The following is an 18,162-nucleotide window of genomic DNA, read 5'->3' as shown; positions in this document are numbered from 1 at the left end:
CGTTAGTCTTACTGCACCGTTAAAGGGCAGGCATTGTCCTAAAATTTTAGGGAAATTGATAACCATGACGGCCGAAACGCCGTCGCGGCATGGAACAAACGGCCTAGAGCGCCGCCGCGATATGCGGAACGATCGGCAAAAAAGGCACCGGGAACAGATCCTCCCGCTCGAATCGGCTGCCGGTCTTGGTGAGGCGTACCATCATGCAGGACTCGCCGTCGGTGAGCGGCGCGACCATCGAACCGCCATGTGTGAGCTGCTCGGCATAGAATCGCGGCAGCGACGAAAAGGCGGCTGTCACGAAAATGCGGTCGAAAGTGCCCTCGCCCGGCATACCGTTGCCGCCGTCCGCCTGGCGCACGACGACATTGCGCAGCCCCAGCGCATCCATGCGGCCGTGGGCGGCGGTGACCAGGGTGCGATACCGCTCGACGGTCAGCACCCGCTCGGCAATGCGGGCTATGACGGCAGCAGTGAAACCGCTGCCCGTACCGATTTCGAGCACCCTATGGCCGGGCTTGACCTGAAGGCGATGCAGCAAGCGCACGGCGAGATCTGCGCCTTCCATGAACGAGCCGCAGTCGATCGGCACGGTACGGCTGGAATAGGCGTCCTCGGCAAGCGATAGCGGCACGAACTGCGAGCGCGGCGTCTGTTCAACAGCGGTCAGCAGATCGAGGTCGGAAATGCCTTCCGACCTGAGGCGCAGCACGAGCGCCGCAAAACCCTCTTTTTCGACCATGCCCGATTTCAATCGGCAGCTCCGAATCCCAGTGCCTTTGCCACACGATCCTGAACCGAATGATCGGTCAGGTCCAGTTTCAGCGGCGTTACGGAGATCTTGTCTTCCTTGAGCGCCTGAATATCGGTGCCCTCGCGGAAATGACCTTTCCGTTCGCCGAATCGCAGCCAGTAATAAGGCAGACCGCGGCCGTCATTGCGGGCGTCGATCGTCAGGCCAAAATCGAGCTTTCCCTGTGACGTCACTTCGACGCCCTGCACGTCGGCAGGTTCGCAGTTCGGGAAATTGAGGTTGAGGAAGGTGCCGTCGGGCAAGTCCACGTCAATCAGCTTGCGGATGAGGTCCGGCGCAAAGGATTCGGCGACTTCCCACGGCGCATAACGACCGTTCTCGCGTCGCACCGCCTGGCTCAGCGCGAAAGAGCGCACGCCCTGGAGCGTGCCTTCGATCGCACCGGCGATAGTGCCGGAATAGGTGACGTCATCGGCCATGTTGGCGCCGTCGTTGACACCCGAAAGCACCAGGTCCGGCTTTTCGGGCAGGATTTCGCGGATACCCATGATGACGCAATCGGTCGGCGTGCCGCGCAGGGCGAAATGTTTCTCGCCAACCTTGCGGAGCCTCAGTGGCTCGGAGAGCGTCAGCGAATGGGCAAGGCCGCTCTGGTCGGTTTCCGGCGCGACGATCCAGACGTCGTCCGAAAGTTTCCGGGCTATACGCTCGAGAACGGCGAGGCCCTCGGCGTGAATGCCGTCGTCATTGGTCAGAAGTATCCGCATCAGGCCGCCCGCTCGATCTTGGTCAGGCCACCCATATACGGCAGAAGCGCGTCCGGAATTGTGACCGAACCGTCCTCGTTCAGGTAATTTTCCATGACCGCGATCAGGCAACGGCCGACCGCGACGCCCGAGCCGTTCAGCGTGTGAACGAACTTCAGCGCCTTGTCGTCCTTGGCTCGATAGCGCGCATTCATGCGACGCCCCTGGAAATCGCCGCAGACGGAGCAGGACGAGATTTCACGATAGGTATCCTGGCCCGGCAGCCAGACCTCGATGTCATAGGTCTTGCGTGCGCCAAAACCCATGTCGCCGGTGCAGAGCGTCATGGTGCGGAAATGCAGGCCGAGGCGCTTCAGCATGTTCTCGGCGCATTCGGTCATCCGTTCGTGCTCGGCGACCGAGCTTTCCTGATCGGTGATCGACACGAGTTCGCACTTCCAGAACTGGTGCTGGCGCAGCATGCCGCGGGTATCGCGGCCGGCGGAACCGGCTTCCGAACGGAAGGACGGCGTCAGCGCGGTGAAGCGCAACGGCAGCTTTTCCTGTTCCAGCATTTCCCCGGCAACGAGGTTGGTGAGCGTCACTTCCGCCGTCGGGATCAGGTAGCGGCCATCCGTCGTCTTGAAGAGGTCTTCCTCGAACTTCGGCAACTGGCCCGTGCCGTACATGGCGTCGCCCTTCACCATCAGGGGCGAAGAGACCTCCGTGTAGCCGTGCTCCGTCGTGTGCATGTCGATCATGAACTGGCCGAGGGCCCGCTCAAGCCTGGCGAGTTGGCCGGTGAGGACGGTGAAACGCGAGCCGGAGAGCTTTGTCGCGCGTTCGAAATCCATCATTCCGAGCGCTTCGCCGATCTCGTAGTGCTCCTTGGCAGCATGGTTCCAGCGCGGCTTTTCGCCGACGACATGCTTGACCACGTTGTCGTGTTCGTCCTTGCCGACCGGTACGTCGTCGAAGGGCACGTTCGGGATGCGCGACAGGGCGTCTTCGAGGGCTGCAACGGCCTCGCGCTCTTCCTGCTCGGCAAGCGGCATCGTGTCCTTGATCGACCCGACTTCGGCCTTCAGCCTTTCGGCGAGCTCGGAATTCTTCTGTCCGAGTGCAATGCCGATCTCCTTGGAGGCGGCGTTGCGGCGGGACTGCATGTCCTGAAGCTTCTGGATGACGGAACGGCGCTTGTCGTCCAGCGCCAGGAGGGTTGCCGCCATGGGCTCTGCGCCGCGCTTGCTGAGCGCCGCATCCAAAGCCCCTTCGTTTTCACGGATCCACTTGATATCGAGCATCTTGCCTTGCCTTTAGAGCGGAACGTCGCGGACTCGCAAGGCAGGCCGGAAGGCTTCAGGCCTTGTCCGTCTCCGCAACATCCGAAGGTTCCTGCTCAGAAAGCTTGTCCTCGGCACGTTTGCGCTCGACGAGTCGCGCGGCGTAGATGGAAATCTCGTAGAGAAGGATGGTCGGCAGTGCAAGACCGATCTGGGACATCGGATCGGGCGGGGTCAGCACGGCTGCGACCACGAAGGCCAGCACGATCGCATATTTGCGCTTCTCCCGCAGCCAGTCGCTGGAGAGGATGCCGACGCGGGCGAGCAGCGTGGTGACGACCGGAAGCTGGAACACCAGCCCGAAGGACAGGACCAGCGTCATGATCAGGCTCAGATATTCCGAGACCCGCGGCAGAAGCGAAATGCCGACTTCACCTTCGGTCGGCGCCTGCTGCATGGCGAGGAAGAACCACATGACCATGGGAGTGAAGAAGAAATAGACCAGCGCGCCGCCCATCAGGAAGAGGACCGGCGAAGCGACCAGGAACGGCAGGAAGGCAGCCCGCTCGTTCTTGTAGAGGCCAGGCGCCACGAACTTGTAGATCTGCGACGCGATCACCGGGAAGGCAATCACCAGCGCCCCGAACATCGCCACCTTCACCTGGGTAAAGAAGAATTCCTGCGGCGCGGTGTAAATCAGCTCGGACTTGGCAAGATCGAGGCCGGCCCAGAGGACAGCCCATTTGTAAGGAACGACAAGCAGGTTGAAGAGCTGCTTGGCGAAGAAGAAGCAGACGACGAACGCGACGAAAAAGGCGCCGATCGACCACATCAGCCGAGTGCGCAGTTCCATCAGATGCTCGATGAGCGGCTGCGGCTTGTCTTCGATATCACCGCTCATGCGTCGTCCTTCGGGGTATCGGCCTTTTTCGGCGTGCGCTTGCGGGCCGGAGCCTTGACGATCGCCTCATCCACAGCCTGGGCAACAGGCGCCGGTTTTGCCGCCGCGCGAGGGCGTTTCGGTTTTTCGACAATAGCTGCCGGGGCAACCGGAGCCGCGGCGGTCTCGACGACGGGTTTTGCCCTGGCGGCGGTCTTGCGGACCGGCTTCGGCTTTTCCACGACGGTTGCCGCAGCCGCTGCCTCAGGTGAGGCAGGCGCGGACTGGGCCGGAGCCGGGACTGGTGCAGGTGTCGAGGATGCAGACGCTGCCGACGGGAAGTTTGCGGGAACCTCCGGAGCGGCCTCGATGCTCGACGTGCCCTCGACAGCCTGCTGGGCCTCAATATCGGTCTCGGCTACGGCCGGCGTCGGCATCTGCGTCGCCTTCTGCAGGTCGGCGCGAATTTCCTGACCCATCTGCCGGAGCGGGTTGATCGCATCCCTCAGCGCGTTCGTCGGGTTCAACCGCTGCGCATCCGAAATTGTCTTGCGCACGTCGTCGAGTTCCGACTCCTTCAGCGCCTCGTCGAATTGCGAGCGGAAATCTCCGGCCATCTTGCGCAGATTGGTCGTCATCTTGCCAAAGGCCCTGAGCATGGGCGGCAAATCCTTCGGACCAACCACGACGATCAACACGATCGCAATGACGAGAAGCTCGGTCCAGCCGATATCTAACATTCAACGAGGCTCCTGGAACCCGCCACTCGGCCATTACGATCGAGTGGTTTCCTTGGCCTCTTCAGCCTTGAGATCAACGGTCTTCGTCGTGGTCGTCGCGCCGTTCGCCTCTGGGGCGTCCTCGTCGCTCATGCCCTTCTTGAAGCTCTTGATGCCCTTGGCGAAATCGCCCATCAGTTCCGGAATCTTGCCGCGTCCGAAGAGAACGAGCACGATGACCAGAACGATCAGCCAATGCCACACACTGAAAGAACCCATAAGTCCAACTCCATTAGTACTGTTTCATCGATGTAAGCTCTTTATGATGCTTTTTCAAACACCAAAATGTCGTCAGTGGACACCTTATCGAGACGTCCTTAACCCTGCACGACAACTCGTCGGCGCGGACCCGGCCACAGCCCGGCTGACTGGCCGTGCGAACCGCGAACGTCTGGGATTCCAGGCCGCCGAGGGGATTGTCCCGCCACAATCTGCGCGCCTTCGAGCACGCTACCACACTGTCCAGTCGGACCGCGGCCGAAGCCACCGGCCGTCACGATCGTGGGCGGCATAACAACCGCGCCATCTTTCACCCGCGTCGACTAACCAGCTGACTTCCATGAAGAAACGAGCGGCGGCAAATGAAAAGGTGAACGATAGCGCTCATCGGATCTATCGACCTGCACCTGAAGGACATCCTTCAAAAGTGCGATTGGTCTGCCACCCGCATCGCCCCCTCGGCATCGTGGCTGACTGCGATCACCGTCGCGACACTCTCATCAGGGTCGCCGGCGGTTCGGCTCGGATAATCTCCTGTAGCCGAGAAACGAGGCCGGAAAAGGGCTCTTCCGTTAAAAAGTGACCTGCTCCAGGAGCCCGCGCGAGCCATGGGACGCCATGTTTGCTAGGGGAGCGTGAGGTGCGACAGACCGACGCGTCCCGAGGGCGTGACCACTCCGGCGAAATCACTCTTCCGCTTCTCCGCCCGGCGTCAGGAGGCCAAGTTCCTCGAGGTCGAGTTGCGTGATCGGGTCCTCGTCCTCGGAAAGATCGTCGACATTGAGCGGGACGGGTATCGCAAAGCCCGGCGGGATGCGGCCGGAAAGCAGACCGGCGCCCTTCAATTCTTCGAGACCGGGAAGATCGCGCAGTTCCTCCAGGCCAAAGTGGTCGAGGAAATCGGGCGTCGTGGCGAGCGTCACCGGCCGTCCCGGTGTGCGGCGGCGGCCACGGAAGCGGACCCAGCCCGCTTCCATCAGCACGTCCAGCGTGCCTCTGGATGTCTGTACACCGCGGATCTCCTCGATCTCGGCGCGGGTGACGGGCTGGTGATAGGCAATGATGGCCAGCACTTCGAGTGCGGCCCGCGACAGCTTCTTCGTCTCGTTGTCTTCGTTACGGATGACGAAGGAGAGATCGGCGGCAGTGCGGAAGGCCCAGCGGTCGCCGGTCCGGATCAGATTGACGCCGCGCGGTGCATAGACCTCCGCCAGTTGCTGCATGACGACATTCACATTGGTGCCGCGCGGCAGGCGTTCGGCCAGAAACGCCTCAGAGACCGGCTCGGCCGAGGCGAATACCAGCGCTTCCGCGATGCGCTCGACTTCCGCCGACGAGAAGGATGGGAGCTCCGCCTCTTCTTCCGCAGCGATTGGCAGATCGTCGTCCTCTTGCGGCGTCAATCAACGCCTCCCTTGGCGGGCTGTGGTGGGGCGGGCTGTGGCGGAGCGGGCTGCTGTGGCCCGGTCCCCTTGCGCATAAAGATCGGCTGGAAGGCGCCGTCCTGGCGGATTTCGAGCTTGCCTTCGCGCACCAGTTCGAGCGACGCCGCAAAGGCACTGGCGGTTGCCGTGACGCGATCCTCCGGCGGCAGATAGGGCAAGAGATAGTGCTGCAGCGCCGTCCAGTCGACGATCTCGCCGAGCATGCGGGTCAGCAGTTCGCGCGCATCGACCAGCGACCAGACCTTGCGCCTCTCGATCGTCACCTGGGTGACGGCGGTGCGCTGGCGCAGGTTGGCATAGGCCGAGAGAAGGTCGTAGAGCGTCGCGTCATAGGCGGATTCGACGCGATGCGGGATATGTTCCGGCGCCCCGCGGGCAAAGACGTCGCGGCCGAGCCGATTGCGGTTGACCAGCCGGGTCGCCGACTCGCGCATCGCCTCAAGGCGCTTCAGGCGGAAAGCGAGCGTCGCCGCGAGTTCCTCGCCGCTCGGGCCGTCGTCACCCTTGGCCTGCTGCGGAATGAGCAACTTCGACTTGAGATAGGCGAGCCAGGCGGCCATGACGAGATAATCGGCGGCAAGCTCGATGCGGACCCTCCGGGCGCTGTCGATGAACAACAGATATTGCTCGACCAGTGCCAGAACGGAGATGCGGGCGAGATCGACCTTCTGGGTGCGGGCCAGATGAAGCAGCAGGTCGAGCGGACCTTCGAAGCCGCTCACATCGATGACAAGTGCCGGATCGTCCGTCGCACGTTCGGCGCCGGCATCCTGCCACAACTTGTCCATCGGAATGGCGTTCTGCGATGTCGTCGTTGCCATTCCCCAACCTCTTGTTGTCGACAGCCGTCAGGAGACGGCGAGAAGACCCTGGAACTCGGCGCGGACCGCCTCCTCGCTCAAGCCGTCGCCCCGGCCGAAGGCCGCTTCCACCGCCTTCGCACGCCGCAACGCTTTCCCGCCAAGCGGTATCGCTTCCTTCACGACGGCCTTCATTTCGTCCATCACGCCGTTGCAATGCAAGACAATATCGCAGCCACCCCCAACGATTCTCGCCGCACGCTCACCGATCGTGCCCTTGAGCGCGTTCATCGACGTGTCGTCGGACATCAGCAGCCCGTCGAAGCCGATATGGCCGCGGATGATTTCGTCGATCACCTTGCGCGAAATGGTCGCCGGCTCGTCCGGGTCGATGGCGGTGAAGACGATATGGGCGCTCATCGCCATCAGCTCGTTCTTCATGGCGACGAAGGGCAGGAAGTCGTGCGCTTCCAGATCTGCGCGCGAGACGGTGACCACCGGCAGTTCGTGATGACTGTCGGCCATGCCGCGGCCATGACCCGGAATATGCTTCATCACCGGCAGCATGCCGCCCGCCTTGAGGCCGTCGGCAGCCGCCTGGCCCATTTCGGCAACCGTCTTCGGATCAAATCCATAGGCGCGATCGCCGATGACGTTGCTCGCCCCTTCGATCGGCACGTCGAGCACCGGCAGGCAATCGACATTGATGCCGAATTTCATCAGGCCGAAGGCATGCAGGCGCGACATCAGCCAAGTCGCCCGCAGGCCCTTTTCGCGATCGCGGCGGTAAAGCTCGCCGAGCACGGCGGCCGAGGGATAACGCTCGATCATCGGCGGGCGGATGCGCTGGACGCGGCCGCCCTCCTGGTCGATCAGCACCGGCGCATCCGGCCGGCCGACAGCGTCGCGCATGGACGCGACGAGATCGGTGATCTGCGCCGGCTCGACGCAATTGCGGGCAAACAGGATGAAGCCCCAGGGTCGTTCATCCCGGTAAAGCGCCACTTCGTCCGCGGTGAGGGTCGGGCCGCTGGAGCCCAGGATCATTGCTTTTGATTCGCTCATGGTCCGATCTTAGATCATTGGAGGGCCAACGAAAAACGGGGCGCCCAGGCGCCCCGTCCGATTTCTTCGTTTTTTCGGCGCTTACCGGCCGACCAGGCAGGTGCCTCCGGCGGCGCGGTAGCGTTCGCAGAGCGCCACGGCATCGTTCTTGCTGCCGGCCGGAATGCGGACGCGGTAGAACGTGCCCTTGCCGGCGATCTCGGCAGACTTGATATCGACGCCACGGCCGCCGATGACGTTGCCGAACTTGGCGGACAGGCTCTGGTAGGATTTTTGGGCTTCCGCCTGGGACGGCAGAGAAGCGATCTGGATCACATAGTCACCGGATCCCAGCGAAGCGACCTGGTTCGAGGCGGAACCCGGAGCGGCTGCCGCCGCCGGCTGGGCCGGCGCACGGACATTGCCCTGATCGGTAACCGCAGCGACCACGTTGACCGGCTGCTCGGCCGGACGTGCGATCGGAACCGGAGCCCTCGCCGCAGGCGCAGAGGCCTGAACCGGAGCGACAGGTGTCGGAGCCTGTGCGGCCGCAGGAGCAGGCGCCGTGGCGGCCGGGGCCGGCTGGGCGGGAGCGGCTGCGACGGGCGGCGTGACTGGGTTCGTTCTCACCACGTTGACGTGTTCGGCCGGAGCGGCCGGATTGGCAGGTGCCGAGACCGGAAGGATACCGCCAGCGCCGGCATTCGAGCTAGCCGGCTGGGGTTGCGTACGGACCGGTGTCGCCGGCACGGAAGCCGGGACCTTCTCGGGGAAAGCAGCGGCCGTTTCAACCGGCTTTGCGCCGGCGGCGGGCAGCTTGGCGGTTTCCGGCGCGGCAAGCGCCGGGGCTGCGATTTCCTGCTCGACCAGCTTGCCGTCGGGGCGGACGATCATCGTCTTGACCTTGCGCGGCATGACGGTCACGGGCTGCTGCTCAGCAGCGGTATTGTTCTGCGCGGTCCGATCCTGCGGCAGGAGGCGTGGATCCTCCGTCTCGCCGACATCGGTCGGCTCGATATCGTTCTCGCCTTCGAGCGGCAGCGTATCGGGCATCAGGGTCTTCTGCACGACGTCGATAGGCTCCTCGTTGGAGGAGATCAGGGTGCGCTGCTTCGGATCTTTCGGCGAAACGCCGGCGACACGGTCGTAGACCGCCTTGTCCTGGTTGGGGACAGTCTTGCCGCCCGGATTTTCCGGCGCAATCTTGATCGGCTCGTTGTCTGCGGCAATGACGACCGGTTCGCCGCCCGACACGACACCCGACACGCTGCTGCCGAAGAACGCGTAGGCGCCGAAACCTCCAAGGATCACAACCCCGGCAAGGACCAGCGGCACCGCCCAGCTGCGGGCGGAACGGCGGGCGTTCTCGACGGTCGCGACATAGTCGGCGTCGGAATAATGCAGTTCCTCGTGCTCGGCGGCAGGCAGCGGCGTCGTCAGGCTGCGGCGGAAATCCTCTTCCAGTGCCCGCTCGAAGTCGTCCAGATCCGTATAGTTCGGCGAACGGGCGGCTTCAGCGGCGGCCTGCCGGCCCCTCGGCGCGATATCGATTTCCGGCTTGCGTGCCGGAGCCGAGGCCGGCTTGCCGGGCGCGGCCAGAAGCGTCGCAAGCTCGGCATCGATGTCGAGTTCGTAATCGGGACGATAGGCCGGCGGCTGTTCCGGCTCTTCTGCCGGTAGCGACGGTACGTCGAGTTCGGCGATCGCCTCGACCTGGTCTTCCGAATCGGCAATCTGGGCTGGATCGAACGGCAGGTCGGCAATCGATTCCGGCTCTTCTACAGCCTGCGTCTCCACGACCGGTGCCGCCGCAGCGGCGACGGGCGCAACCGGCGCCATGGAAGGAGCGGCAGCAGGTGCGGGTTCGGCTTTAACAGGGGCTGGCGCCGGAGACGGTGCCTGAACCGGATGTGCCTGAGCTTCTTCGACGACGATCTCGGCAAGGTCGAGTTCGAGACCATCAAGCGCCAACTCGAACTCCTCGTCGGAGAACGGATCCGTCTCGTCCACAGACGAGACCTCGGCAACCGGGGGCTTGGTAACCGGGGATTGGGCGGCCGGCGCATCGACAACAGAGGGCGCCGACGGCGCGACAGATGCGACGGCCTGCGTGACGGCCGGCCCGGGCTTCGCCACAGGCGTCGCGAGCGGCTGGCTGTTCGATGTCGGCAGCGTATAACGCTGGACGTCGTAGATCAGTTCGTCAAGCGCGGAGAACCGATCCTTTTGCGGTGCGGCGGCGATCGGCGCAGGCTCCGGGGCCTTTGCGGAAGCCGGCGGCTCGGCAGCCGGTGCCGGCTCGATCTTCGGGCTCGGGATATCGTTCAGGACCGGAGGCTCGACCGCATATTCGTTCGGCGCGGGTGCAGTTACTTGAGAAGCGGCTGCAGCCGCCTGTGCGGAGGCCGCGGAGACGTCTCGTGCTACGCTGAAATTGCTGAGCGGCATCCGGAACCCGGGAATGTAGGCGCCCTTGCCCCTCTCCGTCTTCGGCTCCTGCTCAAACTTCGCTTCGGGTTCCAATTTCGCTTCAGGCTCGAACGCCGCCTGGGCCTCGGGGGCCGTCTCGGGTTCGAATGCCGCCCGAGGTACGAACCGGACTTCCGGCTCGAATCTCGCTTCGGGCTCTAACGTACCTTCCGGGTCGAACGCCGCCTCGGACTCGGCCGCGATCGAGTTTTCCAGCTCCGCAGCGAGATCGAATTCCTCCGCCGGGTCTTCTGCCGACGCGGCGGGCGACATCGAGCCTGTAGCGGGAAAATCGGGCAGATCGAAAACGGGCTCCATGCGCGCGGATTCGACAGCCGGCTCGAATACCGGTTCCGCAGCAACGTTCGCGTCAACGACATCAACCGCCAACGGAGGCTCCTCGTCGCCGAAAATGTCAGCGCGCTCACTGATGGCGCTATCGGCCTGCGGTACTTCTACCGCGGCAGCTTCGGCCGGAACGAACTCCAGCTCCTCAGGCTCTACCGGCGGGGCGGCGAAATGCTGCGGGACATCGTCAAGCGCGATGTCGTGAATGGGGTCGAGATGCGGCGTGTCATAACGTTCGAACTCCTGAAGAAGCTCGTCTTCGAGATTGAACGCCGGCTCCCGCCGCGCAGTCGATGAAGTATCGGCGGAAGATGATCCGGGCCTGGCAGCGACGGGGAGATCGTCGTAGCCTACGATGCGGGCGAGTTCAGCCAGCGGGTCATCATCGGCAAAGAAGTCCGGCAAATCATTCCGGCTACGCGCAAGGTTGTTATCGGCCATTACCTCGTCCACTCACCTACATTACAACGCATATGCCAGTGCAATGTGGGGAAATGGTGGCGATATCTACCGCATTTCTTCCGGTGCCGCAGTGCCCGTGATCCCAAGTCCTGACTTCAAAACAGAGGCGACAGCATGCACCAGCCCAAGCCTGGCAATACTCAATTCTCGGTTTTTATCGTTAACAAAGCGTAATTCCGGTTGTTCTTTACCCTTATTCCAATGCGCATGGAAGAAACTTGCCAGATCATAGAGGTAAAAAGCAAGCCGATGAGGCTCCTGCGCCTGAGCCGCAGCCTCAACGATCCTGGGGTATTCCGCAAGTTTGGCGACCAGCTGCATCTCGTTCGGATCGTTGATCAGGCTGGTCGAACCTTTGAGGTCGAGCGAATCGAAATCGAGACCCGGAAACGCTTCCTTTGCCTGCCGGAACACCGACGAGCAGCGCGCATGGGCGTACTGCACGTAGAAGACCGGATTGTCCTTCGACTGTTCCGTCACCTTGGCGAAGTCGAAATCGAGCGGCTCAGAACTCTTCCTGTAGAGCATCATGAAACGTACCGCGTCGCGGCCGACCTCGTCGACCACTTCGCGAAGCGTCACGAAGTTGCCGGAACGCTTCGACATCTTCACCGGCTCGCCGTTGCGGTACAGCTTGACGAGCTGGCAAAGGAGCACGGTGAGCTTGGCCTTGCCGCCGGAGACGGCGCGCGCGACGGCTTCCAGGCGTTTGACGTAGCCGCCATGGTCGGCGCCGAGCACATAGATCATCTCGTCGTAGCCACGATCGAACTTGTCCTTGAAGTAGGCAACGTCCGCCGCAAAGTAAGTATAGCTGCCGTCCGACTTGATCAGCGGCCGATCCATATCGTCGCCCACCTCGGTGGAGCGGAACAGCGTCTGCTCGCGATCCTCCCAGTCTTCCGGCAACTGGCCCTTCGGCGGCGGCAGGGTGCCCTTGTAGACGTGCCCCTTGAAGGTGAGGTCGTTGATCGCCTGGCGGATGCTTTGCGCGCCATTGGCGTGCAATGCCCGCTCCGAATAGAAGACGTCGTGATGGACGTTGAGTGCTTCGAGATCGTCGCGGATCAGCGCCATCATCGCGTCGATCGCCGTGTCCTTGACGATCGGCATCCAGGCGTCTTCCGGCATGTTGTGCAGCCGGGGACCGTATTCCGCCGCCAGGGCCTGCCCGACCGGCACGAGATAGTCGCCCGGATAAAGGCCCGAGGGGATTTCGCCGATCGTCTCTCCGAGAGCCTCGCGGTAACGCAGGAAGACCGAGCGGGCCAGAACGTCGATCTGGCTGCCGGCATCGTTGATGTAGTATTCCTTGGTCACGTCGTAGCCGGCAAACTCCATCAGGTTCGCCAGCGCATCCCCCACCACCGCGCCGCGGCAATGGCCGACATGCATCGGGCCGGTGGGGTTGGCCGAGACGTATTCGACATTCGCCTTCTTCTCTGCACCGACCTTGGAGCGGCCGTAATCCGTACCCTCGGCAATGATCGATGCGAGCAGGCGCTGCCAGTAAGGCGCACCAAGCCGGATGTTGATGAACCCGGGGCCGGCCACCGAAACTTCGCTGACATCGGCATCGGAACGCAGCGCTTCGGCGATGATATCGGCAAGCGCACGCGGATTGGTACCGAGCGGTTTTGCCAGAACCATGGCGGCATTGGTCGCCACATCGCCGTGGCTCTGGTCCCGCGGCGGCTCGACTGCGATACGGCCAAAATCAATCTCGCTTCGCTTTTCCTTGATGATATCAAGGCCTTCCAAAGCGTTCTTAATTCTTGTTTCGAAGTCGGCAAAAAGATTCATGTTCAATCATCCCCGAGACTTGCCCGAGGACCCTTGCTGGCCAGTGTCATTGGTGGCGGTGCCTAGCGCAAATCCGGAGTCTGGTCAAACAGCTCACCATGCGCCTTGATTGCGAACGTGTCGGTCATCCCGGCGAGATAATCGCCCACGTGACGCGCCCTCGCCGTCTCGCCGAGCCCGGCGATATGATTGACCCAATAGTGGCTGCGCATCAGCGACGGGTCATTCATGTAGGCGCCGAACAGGTCCGAGACGATCTGGGAGGCGCCGGCGCGGATGCGCATGATGTCCGGATGCCGATAGATGCGCGAGAACAGGAGCTTCTTGATGCAGCGGTCGGTCTCAGCCATCTCCTGCGAGAACGTGGCGATGACATGGCCCGCGGCACGGACGTCTTCGGCGCTCTGCGGGTCCAGCTTACCGAGATTGCGCTGCGCCACGTCGATCACGTCCTCGACCATGTGGGTGATCTGCCGGCGCATGATCTCGTGGGCGAAACGGCTCGGTTCGAGATGCGGATAACGTGCCCTCACCTCCGTCATCAGCTTGGCGAGGAACGGAACCTCGTCCAGCATCTCGAAGGTCAGTAGGCCGGAACGCAGCCCGTCGTCGATATCGTGGGTGTTATAGGCGATGTCGTCGGCGATCGCGGCGACTTGGGCTTCCAGGCTGGCATAGCTGGCAAGCTCCAGGTCGTGCAGTTCGCTATAGTCGCGGATCGGCTGCGGCACTGGACCGCGTGTCCCCTCGCCGGTGGCGCTCAGGAGCGGACCGTTGTGCTTGACGAGGCCTTCGAGGCTTTCCCAGGTCAGGTTGAGCCCGTCGAAATCCGCATATCGGCGTTCGAGCTTGGTGACGATGCGGAGTGACTGGGCGTTGTGGTCGAAACCGCCATAGGGCTTCAGCATCTCGTCCAGCGCATCTTCGCCGGTATGGCCGAACGGCGTGTGGCCGAAGTCGTGGACCAGCGCCACGCCTTCGGCGAGATCCTCGTCGAGCTTCAGGGCGCGGGCAAGCGCGCGGGCGATCTGCGCCACCTCGATCGTGTGGGTCAGCCGGGTGCGGTAGTGGTCGCCGTCGGGGCTGATGAACACCTGCGTCTTGTGCTTCAGCCGCCGGAATGCCGTGGTGTGGACGATGCGATCGCGGTCGCGCTGAAATTCCGAGCGCGTCAGGCTGCCATCCTCGGGAAACAGACGTCCGCGCGACGCCCAGGGGTTGGCGGCGTAGACCGCCCGTTCGCCACTGCCGAAACCCAGCGCCCTGGTATCGATCGTCATGCCGTCACCTGTTTGTTCATCCGCCGCCTGCCGCCCATTGACGTGCCGTTCACGTCTTCATACCTATAGTGAAGCTGTGCGCAATGCCGGTGACAGGAATCTCTCCGGGCCTTGAACCCGGCAGGAGGCGGATAATATGGAAACCAATGTAACTCTTTCAAATGCGGCGGCCAAGCGCATCGCCGAAATCGTCGGCAACGAGACAGGCAAGCAGGCGCTGCGCGTCTCTGTCGAAGGCGGCGGCTGTTCGGGCTTCTCCTACAAGTTCGATCTTGCCGAAGCGCCCGCGGACGACGACGTGGTGATCGCCAATGGCGACGCCAAGGTGCTGATCGACAGCCTCTCGCTCGTCTACATGGCGGGTTCGGAGATCGACTTCGTCGACAACCTGCTCGGCCAGTCCTTCCAGATCAAGAACCCCAACGCGGTCGCCAGCTGCGGCTGCGGCACCAGCTTCTCGATCTGATAACCCTTCTTTCCGCGCAGTTCGCCCTTCCCAACGCTTCCTCTTTCGCTAAAAGAGGAAGCGAACATGGAGGCAAGGGCCGATGAAGATCGCCACCTGGAACATCAACGGCGTCAAGGCTCGTATCGACAGCCTGCGCCAGTGGCTGACCGATTCCTCTCCGGATATCGTCTGCCTGCAGGAAATCAAATCCGTCGATGAGACCTTCCCGCGGCTCGAGATCGAGGCGCTCGGTTATCACGTCGAGACCCACGGCCAGAAGGGGTTCAACGGCGTCGCACTGCTGTCGAAGACGAGGCCCGACGAGGTGATGCGCGGTCTGCCGGGTGGCGAAGGCCCGGACGGACTGGTGGACGAGCAGTCGCGTTATATCGAGGGGGTCTTTTCGGTGCCGGGCGGCGCGATCCGTGTAGCCTCTATCTATCTGCCGAACGGCAATCCAGCCGACGACCCGGTCAAGTACCCCTACAAGCTGGCCTGGATGGAGCGGCTGCGCCTGCATGCGCAGAACTGCCTTCTCCTCGAAGAGCCGCTAATCCTTGCCGGCGACTACAACGTCATTCCCGAGCCGCATGATTGTTTCGATCCGGCGGTGTGGGCGACGGACGCACTGTTCCTGCCGCAGACCCGCGCCGCCTTCCGGCGTCTGGAAAACCTCGGCCTTATCGACGCAGTACGCGCCACGACCGACGCGACCAAGCTCTATTCCTTCTGGGATTATCAGGCCGGCGCCTGGCAGAAGAACAACGGCATCCGCATCGACCATCTTCTGCTCTCGGCGGAAGCCGCAGACAGGCTGAAATCCACGGCGATCGAGAAACATGTCCGGGCCTGGGAAAAGCCGTCGGACCATGTGCCCGTCATCGGCATGTTCGATTTCGGCTGATCGCCCGAGAGATCGGCGAGGCGTCGGTTATTCGACGCCTCGGGCGAACTCCTGAGACAGGGCGACCGCACCGCGGCGATCCTCTTCGCCGACGACGGAAAATGCCTGTTCCTGCAATTGCTGCATCCAGATACATTCCTTGGCGGTGCACTTGTCGAGCGCTGCCGTCATGAAGGCGAGCCCCCGCACCGTCTGGCCTTCCTGGAAAAGGACGTTGCCGAAAACCGACATGGCGCCCGGATGGCCGCTCTTGCGGGCCTGGTTCAGCCATTTCTTCGCCTGCTGGATATTGGCAGTACCGCCCTCGCCGGCCAGAATCATCCGGGCCAGCTGAAACTGGGCTTCTGCCACACCGAACGTGGAGGCCGCCTGGAAATAGAGCTGGCGGGCCTGCGAAAGATCGGGTCTGACCGGGCTGCCGGGAATGCCGCGGCGATAGTAGTTGGCCAGCGACAGAAGCGCGTTGATGAAAAAGCCGGTGTCCTCCGAGCCGGGTTCGACGCCCTGTGCCGCGATCTCGTTATAGATCTTGAAGGCCTCGAAATCGTCCTTCGCGACGCCGTCGCCATAGGCGTACATATTGGCGAGCGCCCAGCGCGAACCGGTATGGCCTTTTTCGGCGGCATAACGATAGGCTTCGACCGCGTCTTCCTTCTGGCCGTTCTTATAGGCCTTGAAGCCGAACTTGAAGAGATCGAACGGCCCAGACTCCTTCGTCACGCCGGATTTGATGTCGAAGGCCGCCGCCGATCCCGCCAAAATCGAGGCGAGCGACGCTCCAAGAAGCAATACTCTCATGGATCCAAAATCAGACTTCGACATGGTTCAGTTTCTTTCACTCCGCGCGCGACTACCCGCCGCAGCCCGAGCGTCGCTCGCTGCCGGAACAAGATTTGTCCGGGAATATCCCGTGCCTGCTCCTCCCGAGAGACGAATGAAACTGTAGCCGCCGTTTTCGGCAAGACTAGGACCCATAACCGCAGCGATTGCGGCAGGACAGGACGGCATCCGAATCCGCCTGCCTGAGCGCAAAAAGCCCGGCTTTTCATAAAGAAACCCGCCCATGATACTCCAATTACGCGCCGCGCCCCCGCGTTCCGCGCCTGTTCTTCCTCTATCGCTGCTCCCCGTTTGTGGCGGGAAGTGGACAGAAACGCCCCTCTCAAGGCACCCGACAATAGTCTCGAAAAAGTGTTGCTAAATCGTCACAAGAGAAACGCGACTAATCCGGAGCTGTATCTTTAATAAAGAGCCCGGAACCGGCCTAGCCAACAAGAAATCGGCGCCGATGGATAGTCTCACTATCCATCGGCGCCGATCCCCAAACCCAGCCGTTAGAACTTGATGTTGTAGCTAGCCGTCAATGCATAAGCCCAGTCACCATTTGCCGTGGCATTGAAATTTGCACCCTTGGCAGTCGATTGGCTGCCCGAAGTGAGATAGCTTACACCACCACCGACACGAAGCTGGCCCGGACCGCAGTCGATAGCTGCACCAGCACCGACAGACCAAGTGTCTGTCATGATGTCCGCTCCGTTGCCCACACCCTTATCCCAGCGAACATTGAGCGTGCCGGCGATCTTATCGGTAAACTGATGGCCGACGCCGCCAATAAGTGTCCAGCCGTCCTTCCAGTTGTATTGGTCCTGCTGCGGCGGCAGGCCTGCAATATTATAGTCGAGAGTCTTGAGTACACTCCAGTCCGTCCATTCGGCTGAACCGTAGACCAGCCACCCGGGGGCGACACCGCTCTGCAAACTGAGCTTTAAAGATTGCGGCAAGGTTCCATGACCATCGGCCGCTACGGGAGCCGGGCCAAGCAAGCCAGCCAGCGCGAGCGGGGTAAAATCGCCATCGGCCTTGTGTTCGATTTGCGACCGATACATAAGCTGCGCGCGCAACGCATACTCGGGGATATCGTAGCCGATACCAAAGCGGTAGCCGAATGCAGAATCGTCCTCGAGCCTCAGCGTTCCGAAAAAGGCTTCGGCCTTGTAGGTGAAGTCCTGCATGAAGCCGCCGCCGAGGAAATGGAGCCGCCCCTTGCCCATCTCGAAGCTAACATCACAGGTGGCGCCGTACTCGTTGGCGTGGAATTTTTTGCCAAAATAGTAATTCGGGCTGCCTGGGGTGGCCGCATCAGCAGCCCTGGCTTGAGGACCGTATTTCGAATCGCCACCATAGGGTTTGGTATAGGTGAATGCGCAGGCCAACGACTCGGAGATGCGACCCATCGCTGCGACATTCGGAATGGCGTAGTCCTGCGAAAACGGATCGTCAGAGGAATTCGCCCCGTTGATCGTGTCGAAGTCGCGGCGCGGGTTAACGTAGGTTACACCGGCCTGAACCGTGGCGTTGCCCCGTTCGTACAGGATATCGGTATTCGCCTCTCCCCAAGCGAAGCCGCCCGCGTGAACCTGCGTCTGCCACACGCCAGCTGCGGTAAGAGCTAGGAGGCTCCTCGTAATAAACTTGCTTACCATAAATTCTCCCACTCC

The 18,162-nt window shown here is 62.3% G+C and carries 16 protein-coding genes; 2 read left to right on the top strand and 14 right to left on the bottom strand.

Annotated features, from left to right (window positions below; genetic code table 11):
* Nucleotides 1-103: 103 nt before the first annotated feature.
* From C5J26_RS07390 to C5J26_RS07335, 12 genes are all read right to left on the bottom strand, one after another.
* A complete protein-coding gene (locus tag C5J26_RS07390; protein WP_371412553.1) occupies nucleotides 104-742 on the bottom strand; it encodes a protein-L-isoaspartate(D-aspartate) O-methyltransferase in 639 nt (212 codons plus the stop codon).
* An 8-nt stretch (nucleotides 743-750) separates the two neighbouring features.
* Nucleotides 751-1,521: a 5'/3'-nucleotidase SurE gene (gene surE, locus C5J26_RS07385; protein WP_046636880.1), complete on the bottom strand. Its 771-nt coding sequence runs from the start codon at nucleotides 1,519-1,521 to the stop codon at nucleotides 751-753.
* Nucleotides 1,521-2,804 carry a serine--tRNA ligase gene (gene serS, locus C5J26_RS07380; protein ID WP_105401182.1) on the bottom strand — a complete coding sequence of 428 codons (1,284 nt, stop codon included), beginning with the start codon at nucleotides 2,802-2,804 and terminating at the stop codon, nucleotides 1,521-1,523. The genes surE and serS overlap by 1 nt, the downstream gene beginning before the upstream one ends.
* 55 nt (nucleotides 2,805-2,859) lie before the next feature.
* Nucleotides 2,860-3,684: a twin-arginine translocase subunit TatC gene (gene tatC, locus C5J26_RS07375; RefSeq protein ID WP_046608994.1), complete on the bottom strand. Its 825-nt coding sequence runs from the start codon at nucleotides 3,682-3,684 to the stop codon at nucleotides 2,860-2,862.
* On the bottom strand, nucleotides 3,681-4,403 hold the full coding sequence (tatB, locus tag C5J26_RS07370; protein WP_105401181.1) for a Sec-independent protein translocase protein TatB: 723 nt from the start codon (nucleotides 4,401-4,403) through the stop codon (nucleotides 3,681-3,683). Before tatB ends, tatC begins: the two co-directional genes overlap by 4 nt.
* 33 nt (nucleotides 4,404-4,436) lie before the next feature.
* Entirely contained in the window at nucleotides 4,437-4,661 is a 225-nt protein-coding gene (locus C5J26_RS07365) for a twin-arginine translocase TatA/TatE family subunit (protein ID WP_037084545.1), read from the bottom strand.
* Between the two features lie 686 nt (nucleotides 4,662-5,347).
* Complete coding sequence (scpB, locus tag C5J26_RS07360; protein ID WP_245441127.1) at nucleotides 5,348-6,040, bottom strand: SMC-Scp complex subunit ScpB; 693 nt, start codon at nucleotides 6,038-6,040, stop codon at nucleotides 5,348-5,350.
* Nucleotides 6,041-6,060: 20 nt separating this feature from the next.
* Complete coding sequence (locus C5J26_RS07355) at nucleotides 6,061-6,894, bottom strand: ScpA family protein (protein ID WP_206051165.1); 834 nt, start codon at nucleotides 6,892-6,894, stop codon at nucleotides 6,061-6,063.
* 60 nt (nucleotides 6,895-6,954) lie between these two features.
* Complete coding sequence (gene nagZ / locus C5J26_RS07350) at nucleotides 6,955-7,971, bottom strand: beta-N-acetylhexosaminidase (protein WP_105401178.1); 1,017 nt, start codon at nucleotides 7,969-7,971, stop codon at nucleotides 6,955-6,957.
* Nucleotides 7,972-8,052: 81 nt separating this feature from the next.
* On the bottom strand, nucleotides 8,053-11,208 hold the full coding sequence (locus C5J26_RS33590; protein ID WP_105401177.1) for an SPOR domain-containing protein: 3,156 nt from the start codon (nucleotides 11,206-11,208) through the stop codon (nucleotides 8,053-8,055).
* 66 nt (nucleotides 11,209-11,274) lie between these two features.
* The gene (gene argS, locus C5J26_RS07340; RefSeq protein WP_105401176.1) at nucleotides 11,275-13,032 is read right to left on the bottom strand and encodes an arginine--tRNA ligase; all 1,758 of its coding nucleotides are present in this window, start codon (nucleotides 13,030-13,032) and stop codon (nucleotides 11,275-11,277) included.
* Between the two features lie 62 nt (nucleotides 13,033-13,094).
* Nucleotides 13,095-14,312: a deoxyguanosinetriphosphate triphosphohydrolase gene (locus C5J26_RS07335; RefSeq protein ID WP_105401175.1), complete on the bottom strand. Its 1,218-nt coding sequence runs from the start codon at nucleotides 14,310-14,312 to the stop codon at nucleotides 13,095-13,097.
* A 136-nt stretch (nucleotides 14,313-14,448) separates the two neighbouring features.
* Between C5J26_RS07335 and erpA the strand changes: the two genes are divergently transcribed.
* Together erpA and xth are read left to right on the top strand one after the other, a co-directional pair.
* Nucleotides 14,449-14,778 carry an iron-sulfur cluster insertion protein ErpA gene (gene erpA, locus C5J26_RS07330; RefSeq protein WP_046636887.1) on the top strand — a complete coding sequence of 110 codons (330 nt, stop codon included), beginning with the start codon at nucleotides 14,449-14,451 and terminating at the stop codon, nucleotides 14,776-14,778.
* An 82-nt stretch (nucleotides 14,779-14,860) separates the two neighbouring features.
* Nucleotides 14,861-15,664, top strand: a complete 804-nt coding sequence (gene xth / locus C5J26_RS07325) for an exodeoxyribonuclease III (protein ID WP_105401174.1) — start codon at nucleotides 14,861-14,863, stop codon at nucleotides 15,662-15,664.
* 27 nt (nucleotides 15,665-15,691) lie between these two features.
* Here xth and exoR read toward each other — a convergent pair whose 3' ends face one another.
* Nucleotides 15,692-16,486, bottom strand: a complete 795-nt coding sequence (gene exoR, locus C5J26_RS07320; protein ID WP_046636889.1) for an exopolysaccharide production regulator ExoR — start codon at nucleotides 16,484-16,486, stop codon at nucleotides 15,692-15,694.
* A gap of 512 nt (nucleotides 16,487-16,998) precedes the next feature.
* Entirely contained in the window at nucleotides 16,999-18,147 is a 1,149-nt protein-coding gene (locus C5J26_RS07315; RefSeq protein WP_105401173.1) for an OmpP1/FadL family transporter, read from the bottom strand.
* Between the last annotated feature and the right edge of the window lie 15 nt (nucleotides 18,148-18,162).

This window comes from Neorhizobium sp. T7_12 (assembly GCF_002968535.1).
Classification (GTDB): Bacteria; Pseudomonadota; Alphaproteobacteria; order Rhizobiales; family Rhizobiaceae; genus Neorhizobium; species Neorhizobium tomejilense.
This window is presented reverse-complemented; position numbering and strand designations above follow the sequence as displayed.

Bases quoted from the DNA above. Each gene is read 5' to 3' on its own strand.
- C5J26_RS07390 (WP_371412553.1), bottom strand. From the start codon at position 742: ATGGTCGAAAAAGAGGGTTTTGCGGCGCTCGTGCTGCGCCTCAGGTCG.
- surE (WP_046636880.1), bottom strand. From the start codon at position 1,521: ATGCGGATACTTCTGACCAATGACGACGGCATTCACGCCGAGGGCCTC.
- serS (WP_105401182.1), bottom strand. From the start codon at position 2,804: ATGCTCGATATCAAGTGGATCCGTGAAAACGAAGGGGCTTTGGATGCG.
- tatC (WP_046608994.1), bottom strand. From the start codon at position 3,684: ATGAGCGGTGATATCGAAGACAAGCCGCAGCCGCTCATCGAGCATCTG.
- tatB (WP_105401181.1), bottom strand. From the start codon at position 4,403: ATGTTAGATATCGGCTGGACCGAGCTTCTCGTCATTGCGATCGTGTTG.
- C5J26_RS07365 (WP_037084545.1), bottom strand. From the start codon at position 4,661: ATGGGTTCTTTCAGTGTGTGGCATTGGCTGATCGTTCTGGTCATCGTG.
- C5J26_RS07355 (WP_206051165.1), bottom strand. From the start codon at position 6,894: ATGGACAAGTTGTGGCAGGATGCCGGCGCCGAACGTGCGACGGACGAT.
- nagZ (WP_105401178.1), bottom strand. From the start codon at position 7,971: ATGAGCGAATCAAAAGCAATGATCCTGGGCTCCAGCGGCCCGACCCTC.
- C5J26_RS33590 (WP_105401177.1), bottom strand. From the start codon at position 11,208: ATGGCCGATAACAACCTTGCGCGTAGCCGGAATGATTTGCCGGACTTC.
- argS (WP_105401176.1), bottom strand. From the start codon at position 13,032: ATGAATCTTTTTGCCGACTTCGAAACAAGAATTAAGAACGCTTTGGAA.
- C5J26_RS07335 (WP_105401175.1), bottom strand. From the start codon at position 14,312: ATGACGATCGATACCAGGGCGCTGGGTTTCGGCAGTGGCGAACGGGCG.
- erpA (WP_046636887.1), top strand. From the start codon at position 14,449: ATGGAAACCAATGTAACTCTTTCAAATGCGGCGGCCAAGCGCATCGCC.
- xth (WP_105401174.1), top strand. From the start codon at position 14,861: ATGAAGATCGCCACCTGGAACATCAACGGCGTCAAGGCTCGTATCGAC.
- exoR (WP_046636889.1), bottom strand. From the start codon at position 16,486: ATGTCGAAGTCTGATTTTGGATCCATGAGAGTATTGCTTCTTGGAGCG.
- C5J26_RS07315 (WP_105401173.1), bottom strand. From the start codon at position 18,147: ATGGTAAGCAAGTTTATTACGAGGAGCCTCCTAGCTCTTACCGCAGCT.